Raw genomic sequence first — 19,761 nt, 5'->3', positions numbered from 1 at the left:
AGCGGCTGCTCAGGCCACGCTTCACTATGCTTAATCCCACGCAGTTATTTTCAGGGTATCGCCCGTAACGCTGCGTGAGGTATCACTCCTCAGTACCTATGCAATATGATGTCTAATCAATGACGGAGGTCAGTAATGGCAAACCATCGAGGCGGTTCCGGCAACTTTGCGGAAGATCGCGAAAGAGCATCAGAAGCAGGTCGAAAAGGTGGCCAGCACAGCGGGGGCAACTTTAAGAATGACCCGCAACGCGCTTCAGAGGCAGGCAAAAAAGGGGGCAAAAATAGCCACGGCAACAACAAATCGTAATTGCCGGGCTAGCTGTCAGATATGCCGTGACGGCTGATGATCAGAGTCAGACGTTACGTAGCCACCCACCGCCGCCGGTTTCTTCCGGCGGTTTTTTTGTCTGCAAGGTTGAATTGTAACAAAACGCAACGCAGACTAACGACATTCAGTTAATCGGGTGTCTCATGTCATTACTTTCTCGTTATTCCTTTTCTGTTAAACCTCAGGAAGCGATCCTTATTGTGATCACTATGTTCTGGGGTGGCACGTTTTTGGCAGTGCAATATGCCGTTACCCTGAGCGGACCTTTTTTCTTTGTCGGCGTGCGTTTTGCCACCGCTGCGCTGGCGGTCGCGCTTTTGTCACTACGCACATTGCATAAACTGACGTGGCTGGAAGTCAAAGCAGGCGTTGCGATCGGTATCGCAATTGCGTTGGGCTATAGTCTGCAAACCTGGGGGCTACAGTTTATTCCCAGCAGTAAATCGGCGTTTATTACCGCGATGTATGTGCCGTTGGTCCCGCTTTTACAATGGCTGTGTCTGGGGCGTATGCCCGGCCTGATGCCGTGTGTCGGCATTGTGTTGGCCTTTATCGGGTTGATTTTTCTCGCCGGACCAGGAGGCAATTTGCTGGCTTTAGGCGAAGGAGAGTGGATCACACTCGCCGGCGCGGTGGCGATTGCGGCAGAAATTATCCTGATTAGCGCGTGGGCGGGAAAAGTGGATGTGCGGCGGGTAACGGTGGTACAACTGGCAACCGCTTCGATAGTGGCGTTTATTGCGATGGGACCGGCCGGAGAGTCCGTACCACCGATGTCTACGGGATTGCTGGTGGTGGCGCTGGGGTTGGGGATTTTCAGTGCGATTATTCAGGTCACCATGAACTGGGCACAGCGCAGCGTTTCGCCGACGCGCGCGACGGTCATTTATACCGGTGAGCCGGTGTGGGCGGGGATCTTTGGTCGCCTGGCGGGGGAACGCTTACCGCTACTGGCTTTGCTCGGCGCAGCATTCATTATTGTTGGCGTGCTGGTCAGCGAACTGAAGTTCAAAAAGAAAAAAGGGGTAGTGCAAGAGGCACCGCCGGAGTCGCTTTAATTTAACCATTCACCGCGTGATTTGGTATGCTGACGCCCTCACAAGAAGGAGAGGGCGCATGGTCCAACGCGCAGAGAAAAAAACAGGTAAGCGCTCGCAGGCCGTCAGTGCAAAACGCCAGGCCATATTAACCGCGGCATTAAATATCTTCTCCCAATATGGGATCCACGGCACGCGTCTCGAACAGGTCGCTGAGCAGGCGGGTGTGTCAAAAACGAATCTGCTTTATTACTTCCCGTCAAAAGAGGTGCTCTATATTGCCGTTTTGCGGCAAATCCTCGACGTCTGGCTGGCTCCGTTGAAGGCTTTTCGCGAAGACTTTGCGCCGCTGGTGGCCATTAAAGAATACATTCGCCTTAAGCTGGAAGTGTCGCGCGATTACCCTCAGGCTTCACGGCTATTTTGTATGGAGATGCTGGCAGGTGCGCCTTTATTGATGGCTGAATTAACTGGCGATCTCAAAACGCTAATTGATGAGAAATCGGCGCTGATTGCCGGTTGGATCAAAAGTGGGAAACTGGCTCCGGTCGATCCGCATCATCTGATTTTTATGATTTGGGCTTCAACCCAGCACTACGCCGACTTTGCCCCACAGGTTGAGGCGGTAACGGGCGCAACGCTGCGTGATGAAGCCTTTTTTAACCAAACGGTGGAGAGCGTGCAGCGGATGATTATTGAAGGGATCCGCGTGCGTTAACTGGCAGGCGGTAACGGACAGCTTAAATCGCCCTCTTCACACTGCAAAAGTGAGGCGAGAAACGCTTCACGCTCGTTGGTTTTATCCGTCAGACACTGGCTGGAAATCATCGCCTGGACGCTACCGCCTTCGGTACCGGAACTGATTAACGCGCAGTCCGCATCGCGCAGGGTTATCCATGAGATTTGCGCTTTTTTCAGTAAATCGCGCTGGGTCGGGGCGGCGCGCTTAAGCGCATTCTGATAAGTGTCATTAAGTTTGGTGTCGGCCGCCTTAAACTGCTCTGCCGCACAGGTGTTCATCTCAATCTGAGTGTTCGCGTTGGCGCAGTCATCCGCCAGCGCCTGGCCGCTCAACAGCAGCGTTGCACATGTCAGTACGATTCGTTTCATGCTTCCCTCTGGATCCATAAAAAAAGGCCCCGTTACCGGAGTCATGCTTGTCAGTTAACGAGGATGAGTGGCACATACGGAGGTAATGAATCTGTTGCCTCCGGTATATTGCTACGTTCACCTTATGTTTGTCACTTCTCTGAAACGATCCTCTCTGTGAACGTGTTAAGGGTACTATCGCCGTACCCTTAACAATCCCGGCTCCCGGCGGGAAAATTGCCGCTCCGCGGTCCCCTCCGTTTATTCCTCCAGGCTACCGGGCCGGGCGCGAGGAAGCGTCCCTGCAAAACGCGCCCTGAACCCGCATCCCTGCGGGTTCTCCCGGCCTTACGGAAACACGTCGGCAATTTTCAGCCGGACCAGCCCACACCTGACCCCCTGCGTTTTTTATCTGAACAGCAAAACAGAGTTAACTGGAAGTCAGTGCGTTGCAGCGATGACCTCGTTCCGGCTGAAAATCGATGAGGCGTTGACGGCTGACCGGGGCTGCCCGCAGGGATGCGGGCAGAGGGGGCGGCCTGCAGGGACGCAGGCCCGGCCCCGACCCGAAGGCAGACGGCATAAGACGAATGAATCGCGCAGCGACGATTTTCCCGCCGGGAGCCAGGGATGCAAGGGAGGCGGCGGTGAGCCTCTCTTGCACGTTCACGGGTGTCTGAGCCTCATAGAATTGATATTGCTGAGGTGAACGGAACCCTGAGCCGAAATCACATGTTCGCCGTAATGCTTAATTGACAGGCATTACCCCCTAACCGGAGCCTTAATTAACCACAACCTTAGCCGATTGTCATCAGGCTGGCGTTCCCCCCGGCAGCGGCGGTATTGACGCTCAGGGAGCGTTCAATGTACAGCCTCTCCAGCAGAATATTGCTTTCGCCACGGGCAAAGCCCTGGACTGATACAATCGCCCCTTCGCGGGCAGCTACCGCTTCGCACAGTGAACGCAGTTGATCGGAATCGCCGTGGAAAATAACGGCATCAAACGGCTGCGTGGTGATGTTGTCCGCTTTGGCAAACTGGATGCGCCCGGAGACGGCGGCTGGCAGACGTTTTGCCAGTTCACGATGGAACGCATCATCTGGCCACAGGATTAAGCTACCAACGGAAGCCACAGCGGCAACCTGTACCAGCGCGTCCTGTTCATCATCGGCGATACACAGTACGCGTTCACGCGGCAACAGCGTCCAGGTATTCCGCTCGCCAGTGGGTCCTGGCAGCAGACGCTGAGTACCGGCCTGCGCCAGTTCGCCAAACTGCTGGCAGAGCGCATGCAGCGAGGGTCGATCGGTTGCCCATTCGCTGAGTGCTTCCAGCGGCTGAACGAGTGCAGCTTTAAGCTGCGCATCGACCGGGTAGTCTGCATCCTGACGGGCAAGCGTAATGCCTAACGCATTTTCCGGGCGGTTAGCCAGCAGGCGATACAGATACAGCGGTCCACCTGCTTTTGGCCCTGTACCAGACAAGCCTTCGCCACCGAATGGCTGCACGCCGACAACGGCACCGACCATATTGCGGTTAACGTACAGGTTCCCCACGTGTGCCGATCCTGTGACCTGGGCGATGGTTTCATCGATACGAGTGTGTACGCCCAGCGTCAGGCCGTAGCCGGAGGCATTAATTTGCTCAATCAGGTTGCCCAGATTGTTACGGGTGTAGCGCACGACGTGCAGTACCGGACCAAACACCTCTTTTTGTAATTCGTCGAAGCTTTCCAGCTCGATCAGCGTCGGAGCAATAAAGGTACCGGTTTGCCATTCACGCGCATCGTCGCTGTTTTCGCGCACGGCCTGAAACACCGGGCGTCCTTTGGCGCGCATGGCCTGAATATGGCGCTCAATATTGGTTTTGGCTTCTTCATCAATTACCGGCCCAATATCCGTGGTCAGGCGACCTGGATTACCCATGCGACATTCCGCCATCGCGCCGCGCAGCATTTTCAGCGTATGGTCGGCTACATCATCCTGCAGACACAGGACGCGCAGCGCGGAGCAGCGCTGTCCGGCGCTGTCAAACGCTGAAGCCAGAACGTCGACCACGACCTGTTCCGTCAACGCGGAGGAGTCGACAATCATTGCGTTCATCCCACCGGTTTCGGCGATAAGCGGGATTGGACGCCCCTGAGCATCAAGGCGGGTGGCAATATTGCGTTGCAACAGCGTGGCGACTTCCGTTGAGCCGGTAAACATGACGCCGCGTACGCGCTCATCGGAAGTGAGCTGCGCCCCGACGGTTTCACCCTGACCAGGCAACAGTTGTACCACGCCCGGCGGGACACCCGCTTCGAGCAAAATAGCGATGCCCTGGGCGGCAATTAACGGGGTTTGTTCCGCCGGTTTTGCCAGCACGCTGTTACCCGCCGCCAGCGCGGCGGCAATCTGCCCGGTGAAAATGGCCAGCGGGAAGTTCCATGGGCTGATACAAACCACCGGTCCTAATGGTCGATGGGTTTCATTATCGAAATCATCGCGAACCTGACCGGCATAATAATGCAGGAAGTCTACCGCTTCGCGTACTTCCGCAATGGCGTTGCTGAAGGTTTTACCCGCTTCGCGTACCAGGATGCCAATCAACTGCTGCATCTGACCTTCCATCAGAACGGCGGCACGATGCAAAATGGCGGCGCGCTCTTGTGGCGGTGTGGCGAACCAGATCGGCGCGTTATTCGCTGCGTTCTGTAACGCCTGTTCCACTTCAGCGTGAGTCGCCTCACGCACGTAACCGACAATGTCTTTCGGCTCGGCCGGGTTAACGACTGGCGTCATTTCGCCGTCAGCAACCGGGTGCTCCAGAATGGGTTTAGCGTGCCATTTTTGTAGCGCGCTGTTGAGCAGGGCAGAGGACAGCGAGGCCAGACGATGTTCGTTAGCTAAATCCAGCCCGCCTGAGTTTTCGCGGCCTTTACCGTACAGGTCACGCGGCAGGGCAATCTTCGGATGCGGCAGACCGGCCTGACCTTCTTGCTGCGCCAGTTTTTCAACAGCCTCGACCGGATCGGCAACCAGTTCATCCAGCGGCAGGGTCGTGTCGGCAATGCGGTTGACGAACGAGGTGTTGGCGCCGTTTTCCAGCAGACGACGCACCAGGTACGCCAGCAGCGTTTCGTGCGTGCCGACCGGTGCATAAATGCGGCATGGACGGTTCAGTTTGCCATCCGCAACTTTGCCGGTGACCTGCTCATACAGCGGTTCGCCCATGCCGTGCAGGCACTGGAACTCGTACTGACCCGGATAGTAGTTTTGACCGGCTAACTGATAAATCGCCGCCAGCGTATGGGCGTTGTGGGTGGCGAACTGCGGGTAGATCAGATTCGGTACGGCAAGCAGTTTTTTCGCACAGGCCAGGTAAGAAACGTCGGTGTACACCTTACGGGTGTAGACCGGATAACCTTCCAGACCGTCCATCTGGGCACGTTTAATTTCGCTATCCCAGTAGGCGCCCTTAACCAGACGGATCATCAGGCGGCGGCGGCTGCGCGTGGCGAGGTCAATCAGGTAGTCGATAACATACGGGCAGCGCTTCTGGTAGGCCTGGATAACAAAACCGATCCCGTTCCAGCCTGCCAGTTCGGGTTCAAAGCACAGTTTTTCCAGCAGATCGAGGGAGATCTCCAGTCGGTCAGCCTCTTCGGCGTCGATATTAATGCCGATGTCGTACTGACGTGCCAGCAGAGTAAGCGATTTCAGACGAGGATAGAGTTCATCCATCACGCGATCGTACTGCGCACGGCTGTAACGCGGATGCAGTGCCGACAGCTTGATAGAAATACCTGGCCCTTCGTAGATACCGCGCCCGTTAGAGGCCTTACCAATGGCGTGGATCGCCTGCTGGTACGAAACCATATAAGCCTGTGCATCGGCGGCGGTCAGGGCCGCTTCGCCCAGCATGTCATAGGAGTAACGGAAGCCTTTTTCTTCCAGTTTACGCGCGTTAGCCAGCGCTTCAGCAATGGTCTCCCCGGTGACAAACTGCTCGCCCATCAAGCGCATGGCCATGTCGACGCCTTTACGCACCAGCGGCTCACCGCTCTTGCCGATAATACGGTTGAGTGAGCGTGAGAGGCTGGCTTCGTTATGCGTAGAAACCAGACGACCGGTAAACAACAGCCCCCAGGTCGCCGCGTTGACGAACAGAGACGGGCTGCGGCCAATGTGCGACTGCCAGTTACCGTTGCTGATCTTGTCGCGGATTAACGCATCGCGGGTCGCTTTATCAGGAATACGCAGCAAGGCTTCGGCCAGACACATCAGCGCGACGCCTTCCTGTGAAGAAAGGGAGAATTCCTGCAATAAACCTTGTACCATCCCGGCGCGACCGCTGGCGGTCTTCTGGTTACGCAGTTTGTCTGCCAGATCGTATGCCAGCTTATGCGCCTGCTCGGCGATAGGCTGCGGCAGACGAGCCTGCTCTATCAGCATCGGTACGGCGTCGGTTTCGGCGCGGCGGTAAGCAGCGGTGATTGCCGCGCGAGAAACTGACTGCGGCAGGATCTGTTCAGCAAATTCCAGGAAAGGCTGATGCGCTTCATTTTGCAGCGTGGTCGACTCATCGCCCTCATTCGCAGCACCCGCCAGCAGGGCCGGTAGTTCAGGAAGCGCGTCGTCATTTTCCAGTCTTTCGAGATAATTAAAAATGGCTTGTTTGATCAGCCAATGTGGCGTGCGATCGATTCGTGATGCTGCTGTTTTAATACGCTCGCGAGTGGCGTCATCCAGCTTAACCCCCATCGTGGTGGTTCCCATGCCGTTTACTCCTGTTGTACTGAAATACGGGTCTGATAGTTACCGAGAAATATCCACTATGTTGCAACTTTGTGCAACCGTGTTAAATGTGACTTGGTTTGCAAGCTTGGAAATGAATGAAATGTTAATAAACGTGAGTGTTTTGACGGGGGCTATAAAAGTTGCTGAATCTTTTTCTCTGCGGTAGTTAACACTTTTAAAAGGTGCAACCGAAAAAAGTGTGAGAGAGTGCAACCTACAGAAAAATGCTATCTACTCTGGATCAAATTTGATGTAAATGGTGTGTTAAATCGATTGTGAATGACCATCGCTTCCGGCAGGATACGGTCGCCCTGGTAAACATAGATATCTTTGCCACGTTCCGGCAGGGTAATAAAACGGCAAGCCACGGCATTGCTGATACATAATTTTGGAGAGTTTTGATGGCTATTAGCACACCGATGTTAGTGACATTCTGTGTCTATATTTTCGGCATGATATTGATAGGGTTTATTGCATGGCGTTCAACCAAAAACTTTGACGATTACATTCTGGGTGGACGCAGTCTGGGTCCATTCGTGACCGCGTTATCCGCCGGGGCATCTGACATGAGCGGCTGGTTGCTGATGGGGCTGCCTGGCGCGATTTTCCTGTCGGGGATTTCAGAAAGCTGGATCGCTATTGGCCTTATTTTGGGCGCGTGGATCAACTGGAAACTGGTGGCCGGACGTTTACGCGTGCATACCGAATACAATAACAATGCGCTGACGTTACCGGATTACTTTACCGGTCGCTTTGAAGATAAAAGCCGAATTCTGCGTATTATCTCCGCGCTGGTTATTCTGCTGTTTTTCACCATCTACTGTGCTTCCGGTATTGTGGCAGGGGCGCGTCTGTTTGAAAGCACCTTTGGCATGAGTTACGAAACAGCGCTGTGGGCAGGGGCGGCCGCGACGATTATTTATACCTTTATCGGTGGTTTCCTGGCGGTAAGCTGGACCGATACCGTCCAGGCCAGCCTGATGATCTTCGCCCTGATCCTGACGCCGGTGATGGTGGTCATTGGCGTGGGTGGGTTTGACGATTCACTGGAAGTGATTAAACAAAAGAGCATTGAGAACGTGGACATGTTCAAAGGGCTGAATTTTGTTGCCATTATTTCCCTGATGGGCTGGGGTCTGGGCTACTTCGGGCAGCCGCATATTCTGGCGCGCTTTATGGCGGCTGATTCTCACCATAGCATTGTTCATGCTCGCCGCATCAGTATGACCTGGATGATCCTGTGTCTGGCAGGTGCAGTTGCCGTTGGCTTCTTTGGTATCGCTTACTTTAACAACAACCCACAGCTTGCCGGTGCCGTTAACCAGAACGCCGAACGCGTGTTTATTGAACTGGCGCAAATCCTGTTCAACCCGTGGATTGCCGGTATTCTGCTGTCTGCGATCCTCGCTGCGGTGATGTCGACTCTGAGCTGCCAGCTGCTGGTGTGCTCCAGCGCAATTACCGAAGACTTGTATAAAGCGTTCCTGCGTAAAAATGCCAGCCAGAAAGAGCTGGTATGGATTGGTCGCATCATGGTGCTGGTTGTAGCGCTGGTGTCTATCGCGCTGGCGGCGAACCCGGAGAACCGTGTGCTTGGTCTGGTAAGCTACGCCTGGGCCGGCTTTGGCGCGGCGTTTGGTCCGGTGGTTCTGTTCTCCGTAATGTGGTCGCGTATGACGCGTAACGGCGCGCTGGCCGGGATGCTCATCGGTGCGGTGACGGTAATCGTCTGGAAGCAGTTTGCCTGGTTGGGTCTGTATGAAATCATCCCGGGCTTTATTTTCGGCAGCATCGGTATTGTGGTCTTCAGCCTGTTGGGTAAAGCGCCTTCAGCCGCTATGCAGCAACGTTTTGCCGAGGCTGATGCGCATTATCATACAGCTCCGCCATCACGTTTACAGGCAGAGTAATCCGCCTCGCTCCTTAAGCCCGCCGCGTGCGGGCTTTTTTATTTATCCCCGCTGCAAAACCGCCCTAATCGTTACCCGCCTAACTGTTTACATTAAGTCATCATTCTCAAAACATTCTGCTTGAGTTTTTCTTTGCTGTAATGATAATCACTATCACTGTAATTTACTTTTCTTTTCATCAATTGACTGAGAATAACGTTTAAGGGTTCTTCGCATGTTTGTTCCATTTCTTATTATGTTGCGCGAAGGGTTAGAGGCCGCGCTGATAGTCAGCCTGATTGCCAGCTACCTGAAACGGACTCAGCGTGGTCGATGGATTGGTGTGATGTGGATTGGTGTTCTGCTGGCGGCGGCGTTATGCCTGGCGTTAGGCGTTTTCATCAATGAAACCACCGGTGAATTTCCGCAAAAGGAACAGGAGCTGTTTGAAGGCATCGTGGCGGTCATTGCCGTGGTGATCCTCACCTGGATGGTGTTCTGGATGCGTAAAGTTTCGCGCAACGTCAAAGTCCAGCTTGAACAGGCTGTCGATAACGCGTTGCAACGCGGCAATCATCACGGCTGGGCGCTGGTGATGATGGTCTTTTTTGCCGTTGCCCGTGAAGGGCTGGAATCGGTGTTCTTCCTGCTGGCGGCATTCCAGCAGGATGTAGGCATTTGGCCACCGTTAGGTGCGATGCTGGGGCTGGCCACCGCGGTGGTACTGGGTTACCTGATTTACCTCGGCGGCATTCGCCTCAACCTCGGGGCATTCTTCAAATGGACCAGCCTGTTCATTTTGCTGGTGGCCGCTGGTCTTGCTGCTGGGGCCATCCGTGCGTTCCACGAAGCCGGGTTATGGAATCATTTTCAGGATGTGGCGTTTGACATGAGCAGCGTGCTTTCAACGCATTCGCTGTTTGGCACATTGATGGAAGGTATTTTCGGCTATCAGGAAGCGCCGAGCGTCAGCGAAGTCGCCATTTGGTTTATCTACCTGATTCCGGCATTGATTATGTTTGCACTGCCGCCGCGTTCAGGCACTACGGCATCGCGTACCGCACCCTGATAAAAACGCGATGCAGAATACTCCTTAGTTACAACATACTTATTTATAGGGATAGGTCATGACGTTTAATTTTCGCCGTAGTGCGCTGCAGTTGGGTATTGCCGCGCTGTTTGCCTCCGCTTTTTCTGCACAAGCCGCCGATATTCCGCAGGTGAAAGTCACGGTTAACGACAAACAGTGTGAGCCGATGACGATAACGGTTAACGCTGGGAAAACGCAGTTCATCATCCAGAACCACAGCCAGAAAGCGCTGGAGTGGGAGATCCTTAAAGGGGTTATGGTGGTTGAAGAACGTGAAAACATTGCGCCGGGCTTTAGCCAGAAAATGACAGCTAACCTGCAGCCAGGTGAATATGATATGACCTGCGGTCTGTTGACTAACCCGAAAGGCAAACTCATTGTAAAAGGTAGCGCAACGGCGGATGCCGCGCAGGGCGATGCTCTGCTGAGCCTAAGTGGCGCAATTACCGAATACAAAGCCTATGTGACAGCCGAAACTGCACAACTGGTTGCGGGTACCAAAGCATTCACCGATGCGATTAAAGCTGGCGATCTGGAAAAAGCGAAATCGCTGTATGCGCCAACCCGTCAGCATTATGAGCGTATTGAACCGATTGCTGAACTGTTCTCCGATCTCGACGGCAGCATCGATGCGCGTGAAGATGATTATGAGCAAAAAGCCGCCGATCCTAAATTCACCGGCTTCCACCGCCTGGAGAAAGCGTTGTTCGGCGACAACACCACCAAAGGCATGGACAAGTATGCCGACCAATTAAACCGCGATGTTCTTGACCTGCAAACGCGTATTAGCGAACTGGCCTTCCCACCGTCAAAAGTGGTTGGCGGGGCAGCAGGACTGATTGAAGAAGTCGCTGCCAGCAAAATCAGCGGAGAAGAGGATCGCTACAGCCATACCGATCTGTGGGATTTCCAGGCCAATATCGATGGCGCGCAGAAAATCGTCGATCTCCTGCGCCCTCAGTTACAAAAATCCAATGCTGAGCTGTTGGCGAAGGTGGATGTGAACTTCAAAAAAGTCGATACCATTCTGAGCAAGTACCGTACCAAAGACGATTTTGAAACCTATGACAAACTGACCGACGCCGATCGCAATGCGCTGAAAGGGCCAATCACGACGCTGGCGGAAGACTTGTCGCAATTACGCGGTGTTCTGGGTCTGGATTAAGCAAAATGCAGCAAGATAATGAAAACGGCGTGAGCGAACCTTCACGCCGACGTTTACTGAAAGGGATGGGCGCCCTGGGTGGGGCGCTGGCGCTGGCGGGTGGATGTCCGGTTGCCCACGCGCAAAAACCACAAAGTGCGCCGGGAACGCTGTCCCCCGATGCGCGTAGTGAAGCGCAGCCGTTTTATGGTCAGCATCAGGCAGGGATCCTGACGCCACAGCAGGCATCGATGATGCTGGTGGCGTTCGATGTTCTCGCCAGCGATAAGGCTGATCTGGAACGCTTGTTCCGCTTGCTGACCGCCCGATTTGCGTTTCTGACCACGGGCGGGCCGGCGCCGGATACGCCGAATCCGCGTTTGCCCCCTATGGATTCCGGTATCCTCGGCGCATACATTGCGCCAGATAACCTGACGATGACGTTGTCAGTCGGCGCCTCGCTATTTGATGAACGTTATGGCCTGAAATCGCAGATGCCGAAAAAGCTGCAAAAAATGACCCGCTTCCCGAATGATTCGCTGGATGCGGCGCTGTGCCATGGTGATTTGCTGCTGCAGATTTGTGCCAACACGCAGGACACCGTTATCCATGCACTGCGCGATATCATTAAACATACGCCCGATCTCCTTAGCGTGCGCTGGAAACGTGAAGGGTTTATTTCCGACCATGCCGCGCGCAGCAAAGGCAAAGAGACCCCGGTCAACTTGCTTGGCTTTAAGGACGGCACCGCGAATCCGGACGCGACGGATACGAAGTTGATGCAGGACGTGGTGTGGGTTACGCACGGGCAGGGCGAACCTGTCTGGGCGCAAGGTGGTAGCTATCAGGCCGTCAGGCTCATTCAGTTTCGCGTCGAGTTCTGGGATCGTACGCCGCTGAAAGAGCAGCAAACGATATTTGGTCGAAATAAACACACCGGCGCGCCGCTGGGTATGCAGCACGAGCATGATGTGCCTGACTATGCCAGCGATCCCGAGGGTGAGGTGATTGCGCTCGACAGTCATATCCGCCTGGCGAATCCGCGCACGAAAGAGACTGAGTCCAGCCTGATGATGCGCCGTGGCTACAGCTATTCGCTCGGTGTGACCCCATCCGGTCAACTGGATATGGGACTGTTGTTTGTCTGCTATCAACACGATTTGGAAAAAGGCTTTTTGACTGTGCAGAAACGCCTCAACGGTGAAGCGCTGGAAGAGTATGTCAAACCAATTGGTGGGGGCTACTTCTTTGCTTTGCCGGGTGTCAAAACCGCAGATCAATATCTGGGACAGTCTCTGCTCGAAGCCTGATGATTACGCCCCGTTGTACAGCGGGGCTTTTCCTGACATCTGTATGAATGAACAAATTATTTTTTATGATCGGTACGAGACTGAAATAATTCTGTCATCTCTCTGCAAGAGACTGTCTTTGGTGATTAGATAGAATTTAAGTTAACGACAAGTAAAAATATTGTTGCATTAACGAAAGATTATGATGTAATTATAAGAAACAGCGGTAGTTCCCGGCGGTGATAGTCGTTCACTATGGAGATCGCGATGGAAAAGTCCTGTATTGGACACATTTTTCACAGTAGCTGCAGTACGTTACGCGGACGTTTCTCTTCCGGTAGCCACCTCGTCACCGCTAAATCTCTCTCCCTTTCACTTCTTATCTTCGTAACTGACACCTTGTACGGTGCGCGTAGCCGTGTGTGGCGTCTTATCCGAAAGCAAGCAATGGCTTACAAGGAAGCCAACCCTCAGATGTTCGTGCGCATAATCGTGCCGCCAACGGCGCGTGTGATGTATACCTACAACTCAAGGTGCTATCCATGGGAAGACAAAAAGCAGTGATCAAAGCTCGTCGTGAAGCAAAACGTGTGCTGAGGCGGGATTCGCGTAGCCATAAACAACGTGAAGATGAATCGGTCACCTCGCTTGTGCAGATGGGCGGCGTAGAAGCGATTGGTATGGCGCGTGATAGTCGCGACGCCACGCCAATCACGGCGCGGAATGAAGCTCAGGCCCAGTACCTGAATGCTATCGAGAGTAAACAGCTGATCTTCGCTACCGGTGAAGCCGGGTGTGGTAAAACCTGGATCAGCGCGGCAAAAGCAGCAGAGGCCCTGATCCACAAAGACGTGGACAGGATCATTGTAACCCGTCCAGTTCTGCAAGCTGATGAAGACCTCGGCTTCTTACCTGGAGATGTTTCCGAGAAGTTTGCGCCTTATTTTCGTCCAGTGTATGACGTGCTGGTGAAACGTCTGGGGGCCTCCTTCATGCAATATTGCCTGCGGCCTGAGATTGGTAAGGTGGAAATCGCGCCATTCGCCTATATGCGTGGACGCACATTTGAAAATGCAGTGGTCATTCTTGACGAGGCTCAGAATGTTACTGCAGCGCAGATGAAGATGTTTTTGACTCGCCTCGGGGAGAATGTGACGGTGATTGTGAACGGGGATGTGACCCAGTGCGATCTACCCGCCCACGTTCGCTCAGGGCTAAGCGATGCGCTGGCCCGTTTCGAAGAAGATGATATGGTTGGGATTGTTCGTTTCAATAAAGACGATTGCGTCCGTTCGGCACTCTGTCAGCGGACGCTCAATGCTTACAACTGATAAGTACTCCGTCTTCAAGGCCCGGGAAACCGGGCTTTGTTATTTGACGTCAGCAGATTACTTTCTTTTGCTGCTCCAGTAGTTGGCGCAGGCCTGGTCAAACAGCTGGTTATTTTCGTCTATTTTCTTTAGCGCTTGTACCAGAAAGGTCAGTAGGTCATCCTTATAAATCCCACCTTCCGTAGTTTCTTTTCGTAAGATCCCATTGCTGGTGTAGGTTTTTTTAATGGTGACGTTATGCCTGACGTTGCAAATAACCGTTCGCTGATACTCTTCGTAGAATCGGCTGTCAGGATCGAAAAACGTATTTATTTCATTCGGTGTACGTTTGAGGATTTTTCGCGAGAAAACCTTTAAAGGAATAAATCCTGCTTCGTCTGCCTGCGACATGATCTCATCAAGCAAAGTTCCTTCTATGTTTAACATGCCGTTATTTTCCTGATTGCTTGAGAAAGCGGTAGTTACAGCATAAGAGTGGTTTAGATAATGTGCAACGGGGCGGGGGATGATGCCTGATAGCACGTTGCTTATCAGACCTACAGGTTAACGCTATTCAGGACGGGTCACATGCGAAAAAAAAGCCCGTACTTGCGTACGAGCTCTTTCTCGAATATGGCGGTGAGGGGGGGATTGACTCGCTTCGCTCGCCCTTCGGGCAGCCTGTTCGCTGCACTCTCAGTCTGTCCAACTGGCTGCGCCAGTTGTCGACCCCCGGTCGGGGCTTCTCATCCCCCCGCAGGCGTGCAACATGCGAAAAAAAAGCCCGTACTTGCGTACGAGCTCTTTCTCGAATATGGCGGTGAGGGGGGGATTCGAACCCCCGATACGTTGCCGTATACACACTTTCCAGGCGTGCTCCTTCAGCCACTCGGACACCTCACCATATTGTTGTTCCTGTGCTACCGGAACGGGCGCTAATTTAGGGAAATACCGCTCCGGCGTCAATCAACTTTTTGAAAAAAACGTGCATTTACACAAACTTCAATCAATATGCAGCTTAAATAAGCGGGAATTGTTTTTTTTGCCAGCACCCTAAAATTTGCTACTCTGATGTTCCCTCGAAAAATGATGATTATAAGTGCGAGTACGTTCCGCATAACAATGTTCAGGAGACGCTATGGATATAATTTTCTATCACCCAACATTCGATACAACCTGGTGGCTTAATGCGCTGACAAAGGCCATACCTGGCGCGCGGGTCCGTGAGTGGAAGGCAGGTGATAATGCGCATGCTGACTACGCGCTGGTCTGGCATCCTCCGGTTGAAATGCTCGCCGGACGAAAATTAAAAGCCGTATTTGCGCTGGGTGCGGGCGTCGATTCTATTCTCAGTAAACTAAACGCTCATCCGGAAATGTTGGATGCGTCGATCCCGCTTTTCCGTCTGGAAGATACGGGGATGGGCCTGCAAATGCAGGAATATGCGGTTAGTCAGGTATTGCACTGGTTCCGTCGCTTTGATGACTACCAGGCATTAAAAAACCAGGCGAAATGGCAACCGTTGCCAGAATATACCCGCGATGAGTTTAGCGTCGGGATCATGGGCGCTGGTGTTTTAGGCGCAAAAGTTGCAGAAAGTCTGCAAGCATGGGGGTTCCCGCTACGCTGCTGGAGTCGTACGCGTAAATCCTGGTCTGGTGTGGAAAGCTTCGCCGGTACCGAGGAACTGGGCGCGTTTTTGAGTCAAACTCGCGTGCTGATCAACCTCCTGCCTAATACGGCAGAAACCGTAGGCATTATTAACGCTGATTTACTCAGCCAATTGCAGGATGGCGCTTACGTGCTGAACCTGGCGCGCGGCGTTCATCTCAATGAAGACGATCTTCTGGCATCGCTGGACAGCGGCAAAGTAAAAGGTGCCATGCTGGATGTCTATAGCCGTGAACCGCTGCCGGAAACCAGCTCGCTATGGAAACATCCGCGTGTGGCAATGACGCCGCATATCGCCGCGGTAACACGCCCGGCAGAGGCGGTGGACTACATCTCCCGTACGATTTTGGACCTGGAAAGTGGGAAATCCGTAACGGGTCAGGTCGATCGCGTTCGGGGATATTGATGGTAACCCGGCAAGTGCCGGGTTTCAGCTAATAAATGGCGACGATACCTGCTATCCTTGACGGAAAATGACTACAGGAGAGAGTTATGTATCCCGTTGACCTGCATATGCATACCGTCGCCAGTACCCACGCCTACAGCACCTTAAGTGATTACATCGCCGAAGCCCATCGCAAAGGCATCAAGCTGTTTGCCATAACCGATCATGGACCGGACATGGCGGATGCGCCTCATCACTGGCACTTTATTAATATGCGCATTTGGCCTCGTATCGTCGATGGCGTAGGGATCCTGCGCGGTATCGAGGCGAATATTAAGAATATTGAAGGCGAAATCGACTGTTCAGGTCCGATGTTTACCTCCCTGGATCTCATCATTGCGGGCTTCCATGAGCCGGTTTTTGCACCTCACGATAAAGACACCAATACCCAGGCAATGATAGCCACGATGGCCAGTGGTCACGTGCACATCATCAGCCATCCGGGGAATCCCAAATATCCCGTTGATATCACAGCGATTGCGCAGGCGGCGGCAAAATACCAGGTCGCGCTGGAAATCAATAACTCCTCGTTTTTGCATTCGCGTAAGGGGAGTGAGGACAATTGTCGCGCGGTCGCTGCGGCGGTGCGTGATGCCGGAGGCTGGGTGGCGTTAGGGTCGGATTCACATACCGCTTTCACACTGGGTGAATTTGGTGAATGCCGTAAAATTCTGGATGATGTAAATTTCCCGGAAGACAGAATTTTAAACGTCACCCCTAAACGCCTGCTGGCGTTTCTGGAATCGCGAGGCATGGAGCCGATCGCGGAATTTGCTGAACTGTAATTGTTACTAACTGGAATATATCAATGAACGAGTTTTCTATCCTGTGTCGTGTACTGGGCTCGCTGTTTTACCGCCAACCGCAAGACCCTTTACTGGTTCCTCTGTTTACCCTGATTAGTGAAGGTAAACTGTCCGCCAATTGGCCGCTGGAACAGGACGAACTGCTCACTCGTCTGCAGAAAAGCTGCGATATGCCTCAGTTGGCTGCGGATTACAACGCGCTGTTTGTCGGCGACGAGTGTGCGGTGCCGCCTTATCGTAGCGCCTGGGTAGAAGGGGCGAAAGAATCCGATGTTCGTGCTTTTCTTTCTGCCCGCGGAATGCCGCTGGCAGATACGCCTGCAGATCATATTGGCACGCTGTTGCTGGCGGCTTCATGGCTTGAAGACCAGTCTGCGGAAGATGAAAGTGAAGCACTCGAAACCTTGTTTGTGGAATACCTGTTGCCCTGGTGCGGCACGTTCCTTGGCAAAGTTGAAGCGCACGCAAACACACAGTTCTGGCGTACCATGGCACCGTTAACGCGTGATGCCATTGGCGCGATGTGGGACGAATTGCAGGAAGATACTGAAGAATAAATGTGATTTAGGTCTCATTAAACTGCAACTCAATTTACATCATTGCATGAATTGTGTGCACGATCTCATTCCCATGCCGTTTTTCTGCTAAGATACGCGGCATGAACATACTTCTCTCAATTGCAATCACAACGGGCATTCTCTCTGGGATTTGGGGATGGGTGGCCGTATCTCTTGGTTTACTCAGTTGGGCTGGCTTTCTGGGCTGCACGGCCTATTTTGCCTGTCCGCAGGGTGGGCTGAAAGGGTTGTGGATCTCGGCGTGTACGCTGCTAAGCGGTGTGGTGTGGGCGTTGGTGATTATTAACGGTAGCGCGCTTGCCCCGCATATGGACATTATTGGTTATGTCATGACGGGAATTGTCGCGTTTCTCATGTGTATTCAGGCAAAGCAATGGTTGCTTTCATTTGTGCCGGGCACCTTTATTGGCGCATGCGCAACGTTTGCAGGGCAGGGTGACTGGCAGTTGGTCGTGCCTTCTCTGGCGCTGGGGCTGGTATTCGGCTATGCGATGAAAAACAGCGGATTGTGGCTGGCATCTCGTCGTGAGAATCGGCTATCGTCGACGCTGACCAGTAAATAAAAAAAGCGTGAGGGTTTTCCTCACGCTTTTTATGCTGTATCAGACCACTCAGGATTCCGGAGGTACCGACAAATGGCGGTATTTAACCAGGATGTCATTATCAACTTGTTTCTTATCCTGCAAATCCCACAATCCGCGATCAATCCCGTCATTAATCAGGAAGATAACACCGGTTTCAATTGCTGACATCAGACAAAGCATAACCGGTTCGTTAGAGGTGTAGCCAATTTCACCTTCCAACAGTCGCTGGTAGTCAATGAAGCGGAATACCCCAGCCTGCACTTCATAAGACAAGATAGTTTTGCTGGTATTCACCGATGAGAGGATTTCACCAGTACTAACGTTAACCACACGCAGGTTGACCGCTATCTGGTCGAGCTGGTACTGCGTATCGGCGCCAATACCGAAATAGCGCGCACCAACGCCACCCGATTTAACGTTGCTTTCATAACCAATAATTGATCCTTCTACCATGATGTTTGCCGCGGTCAGAGACTGCAGAGGGATCCGGTTATTAATGGCAACTGTGCCGTTTTCCTGAGCTGCACGAATGATTTTTCGTTCGTTAAGCAAGTTCTGCAATCCCTGACGTTCCAGCGGAACGAACCAACGAGAATCCTTCAATGCGGTGACAAGCATCGCCGTGGCGCTTTGCGGGACGGCGGTTGAGAAGTTACTTGCCGGATAAGGTTTAAACTGGCCAGTCTCATCCTGAATATTGTATACCGAGACAAATATCTTACCTGTAGGCATGGGCAGGTGCGTCAAGTCTTTATAGCTTTGGGCTCGGGGCATTAATGTCGGCTTAGCGGCTTCTTGCGGCGGGGCTGTTAAACATCCGCTGAGTAAAATTACTGCCACCATGATAAGTAAGCGCTGCATGATTTTTTCCTTTCGTGGCTATAATTTAGAAATCGGTCGACTGATTTTGTAAACCCGACACTTCAATAGTCGACGTTCTCCCCGTTTTCCTGTCCGTGACATTCAGTTGCAGTTGTCCATCCCGGTTGGCGATATCAACGATAAAATCGCTGGTTACCATCCTTCCCGGCTTACCGGTATTGATATTGGTAAGTAAGCCACCGAGTATTTGTGATTGGATCGCCTGGGTAAAGTTATCCAGCGCTGTTGGGGTTTCAATCCCGTAGTCGCCGGCACTCGGATCTTTATACGAGTTTTGCGCCTGGGCGCTGTTCAGTAAAAAAGAGCCGTTATTTGGGTTACCACCAAAGTTAGGATTGCGGAACTGGAACGTCATATTTCCGGCCCAACTTAATGGTGAAATCAGCATGAGCAAAACCACTGCATGTTTGACACGCATGAAAGCCTCCGGACAAAATCATGTTTTAGAATTCATCGCGCGCTAAATCGCTCGTGCTTAATAGTGTTTGATCTATTTGCCGACGATTTAATGCTTCCTCTGTTTCTGCCAATGCAAAGACCACAATTTTGTCGAAGTCTCTTTTCGTCGGGAATAAAAAAGTCTGGAAGATAACGTCCTGATTGACCGTTATGGTGATCCAACTTCCCCAACGTGCACTGGGTCTTTCATTAATGGTTAAGTTTCCTGTGTACTTACTTTCCCACTTGTCACTAAAGGCCCGGTAAAAATCATGGCCAATGGAAGAGACAGTGTGGTCAGTTAACAGTCCGGGAACCTCCACCTCTACAGCCGCGTGTAGATTCCCGGCAGCAAGGAACAAATTTGCTGCCACAATCCAGGTCAAATAGCGTTTCAT

General features: G+C 52.8%; 19 protein-coding genes and 1 tRNA gene. 13 read left to right on the top strand and 7 right to left on the bottom strand.

The annotated features are described in order from the left end of the window. The first annotated feature begins 135 nt into the window (after positions 1–135). From ABIE10_RS06035 to rutR, 3 genes are all read left to right on the top strand, one after another. Positions 136–309: a general stress protein gene (locus tag ABIE10_RS06035; protein WP_003036022.1), complete on the top strand. Its 174-nt coding sequence runs from the start codon at positions 136–138 to the stop codon at positions 307–309. 164 nt (positions 310–473) lie between these two features. Then, on the top strand, positions 474–1,388 hold the full coding sequence (locus ABIE10_RS06030) for a DMT family transporter (protein WP_153690534.1): 915 nt from the start codon (positions 474–476) through the stop codon (positions 1,386–1,388). A gap of 58 nt (positions 1,389–1,446) precedes the next feature. Then, positions 1,447–2,085, top strand: coding sequence for an HTH-type transcriptional regulator RutR (gene rutR / locus ABIE10_RS06025; protein ID WP_016156165.1), 639 nt, complete (start codon positions 1,447–1,449; stop codon positions 2,083–2,085). Here rutR and ABIE10_RS06020 read toward each other — a convergent pair. Then, positions 2,082–2,477, bottom strand: coding sequence for a lysozyme inhibitor LprI family protein (locus ABIE10_RS06020; protein ID WP_053389922.1), 396 nt, complete (start codon positions 2,475–2,477; stop codon positions 2,082–2,084). The two genes, rutR and ABIE10_RS06020, sit on opposite strands and share 4 nt — an antisense overlap. A gap of 776 nt (positions 2,478–3,253) precedes the next feature. Beyond that, entirely contained in the window at positions 3,254–7,216 is a 3,963-nt protein-coding gene (gene putA / locus ABIE10_RS06015; protein WP_429155037.1) for a trifunctional transcriptional regulator/proline dehydrogenase/L-glutamate gamma-semialdehyde dehydrogenase, read from the bottom strand. Positions 7,217–7,638: 422 nt separating this feature from the next. On the opposite strand from putA, the gene putP reads away from it, so the two are divergent. The 6 genes from putP (at position 7,639) to phoH (ending at position 13,980) form a co-directional block, all read left to right on the top strand. After that, positions 7,639–9,147 carry a sodium/proline symporter PutP gene (gene putP, locus ABIE10_RS06010; RefSeq protein ID WP_016152586.1) on the top strand — a complete coding sequence of 503 codons (1,509 nt, stop codon included), beginning with the start codon at positions 7,639–7,641 and terminating at the stop codon, positions 9,145–9,147. Between the two features lie 214 nt (positions 9,148–9,361). After that, positions 9,362–10,195, top strand: coding sequence for an iron uptake transporter permease EfeU (gene efeU, locus ABIE10_RS06005; RefSeq protein ID WP_019076441.1), 834 nt, complete (start codon positions 9,362–9,364; stop codon positions 10,193–10,195). A gap of 58 nt (positions 10,196–10,253) precedes the next feature. Then, a complete protein-coding gene (efeO, locus tag ABIE10_RS06000) occupies positions 10,254–11,381 on the top strand; it encodes an iron uptake system protein EfeO (protein ID WP_429155034.1) in 1,128 nt (375 codons plus the stop codon). 5 nt (positions 11,382–11,386) lie between these two features. Beyond that, positions 11,387–12,670 carry an iron uptake transporter deferrochelatase/peroxidase subunit gene (gene efeB / locus ABIE10_RS05995; protein WP_429155032.1) on the top strand — a complete coding sequence of 428 codons (1,284 nt, stop codon included), beginning with the start codon at positions 11,387–11,389 and terminating at the stop codon, positions 12,668–12,670. A gap of 246 nt (positions 12,671–12,916) precedes the next feature. Next, positions 12,917–13,213, top strand: coding sequence for a hypothetical protein (locus ABIE10_RS05990; RefSeq protein WP_016152591.1), 297 nt, complete (start codon positions 12,917–12,919; stop codon positions 13,211–13,213). Next, positions 13,192–13,980 carry a phosphate starvation-inducible protein PhoH gene (gene phoH / locus ABIE10_RS05985; protein WP_016152592.1) on the top strand — a complete coding sequence of 263 codons (789 nt, stop codon included), beginning with the start codon at positions 13,192–13,194 and terminating at the stop codon, positions 13,978–13,980. The genes ABIE10_RS05990 and phoH overlap by 22 nt, the downstream gene beginning before the upstream one ends. 57 nt (positions 13,981–14,037) lie before the next feature. Here the strand turns inward: phoH and ABIE10_RS05980 are convergent, their stop codons facing one another. Both ABIE10_RS05980 and ABIE10_RS05975 read right to left on the bottom strand, forming a co-directional pair. Continuing rightward, positions 14,038–14,406, bottom strand: coding sequence for a hypothetical protein (locus ABIE10_RS05980; protein ID WP_429155029.1), 369 nt, complete (start codon positions 14,404–14,406; stop codon positions 14,038–14,040). A 368-nt stretch (positions 14,407–14,774) separates the two neighbouring features. Beyond that, positions 14,775–14,862, bottom strand: a tRNA-Ser gene (locus tag ABIE10_RS05975). A gap of 235 nt (positions 14,863–15,097) precedes the next feature. On the opposite strand from ABIE10_RS05975, the gene ghrA reads away from it, so the two are divergent. From ghrA to ABIE10_RS05955, 4 genes are all read left to right on the top strand, one after another. Continuing rightward, a complete protein-coding gene (gene ghrA, locus ABIE10_RS05970; RefSeq protein ID WP_141875058.1) occupies positions 15,098–16,036 on the top strand; it encodes a glyoxylate/hydroxypyruvate reductase GhrA in 939 nt (312 codons plus the stop codon). Between the two features lie 86 nt (positions 16,037–16,122). After that, complete coding sequence (locus ABIE10_RS05965; protein WP_016156173.1) at positions 16,123–16,860, top strand: phosphatase; 738 nt, start codon at positions 16,123–16,125, stop codon at positions 16,858–16,860. A gap of 23 nt (positions 16,861–16,883) precedes the next feature. Next, positions 16,884–17,438, top strand: coding sequence for a TorD/DmsD family molecular chaperone (locus ABIE10_RS05960; RefSeq protein ID WP_016152596.1), 555 nt, complete (start codon positions 16,884–16,886; stop codon positions 17,436–17,438). A 101-nt stretch (positions 17,439–17,539) separates the two neighbouring features. Continuing rightward, positions 17,540–18,022, top strand: a complete 483-nt coding sequence (locus ABIE10_RS05955) for a DUF1097 domain-containing protein (protein WP_016156175.1) — start codon at positions 17,540–17,542, stop codon at positions 18,020–18,022. 48 nt (positions 18,023–18,070) lie between these two features. On the opposite strand, the gene csgG is transcribed toward ABIE10_RS05955, so the two are convergent. From csgG to csgE, 3 genes are read right to left on the bottom strand one after another with little or no spacing between them, the layout of a single operon-like run. Continuing rightward, complete coding sequence (gene csgG / locus ABIE10_RS05950) at positions 18,071–18,904, bottom strand: curli production assembly/transport protein CsgG (RefSeq protein WP_016152598.1); 834 nt, start codon at positions 18,902–18,904, stop codon at positions 18,071–18,073. 25 nt (positions 18,905–18,929) lie between these two features. Then, positions 18,930–19,343, bottom strand: a complete 414-nt coding sequence (csgF, locus tag ABIE10_RS05945; RefSeq protein ID WP_016152599.1) for a curli production assembly/transport protein CsgF — start codon at positions 19,341–19,343, stop codon at positions 18,930–18,932. Positions 19,344–19,368: 25 nt separating this feature from the next. After that, a complete protein-coding gene (csgE, locus tag ABIE10_RS05940; RefSeq protein ID WP_016152600.1) occupies positions 19,369–19,761 on the bottom strand; it encodes a curli production assembly/transport protein CsgE in 393 nt (130 codons plus the stop codon).

Origin of the sequence: Citrobacter sp. 506, from assembly GCF_050434985.1 — a bacterium.
GTDB lineage: Bacteria > Pseudomonadota > Gammaproteobacteria > Enterobacterales > Enterobacteriaceae > Citrobacter > Citrobacter braakii.
Note: the sequence above shows the minus strand (reverse complement) of the source record. Positions and strands in the feature narration are given on the sequence as shown.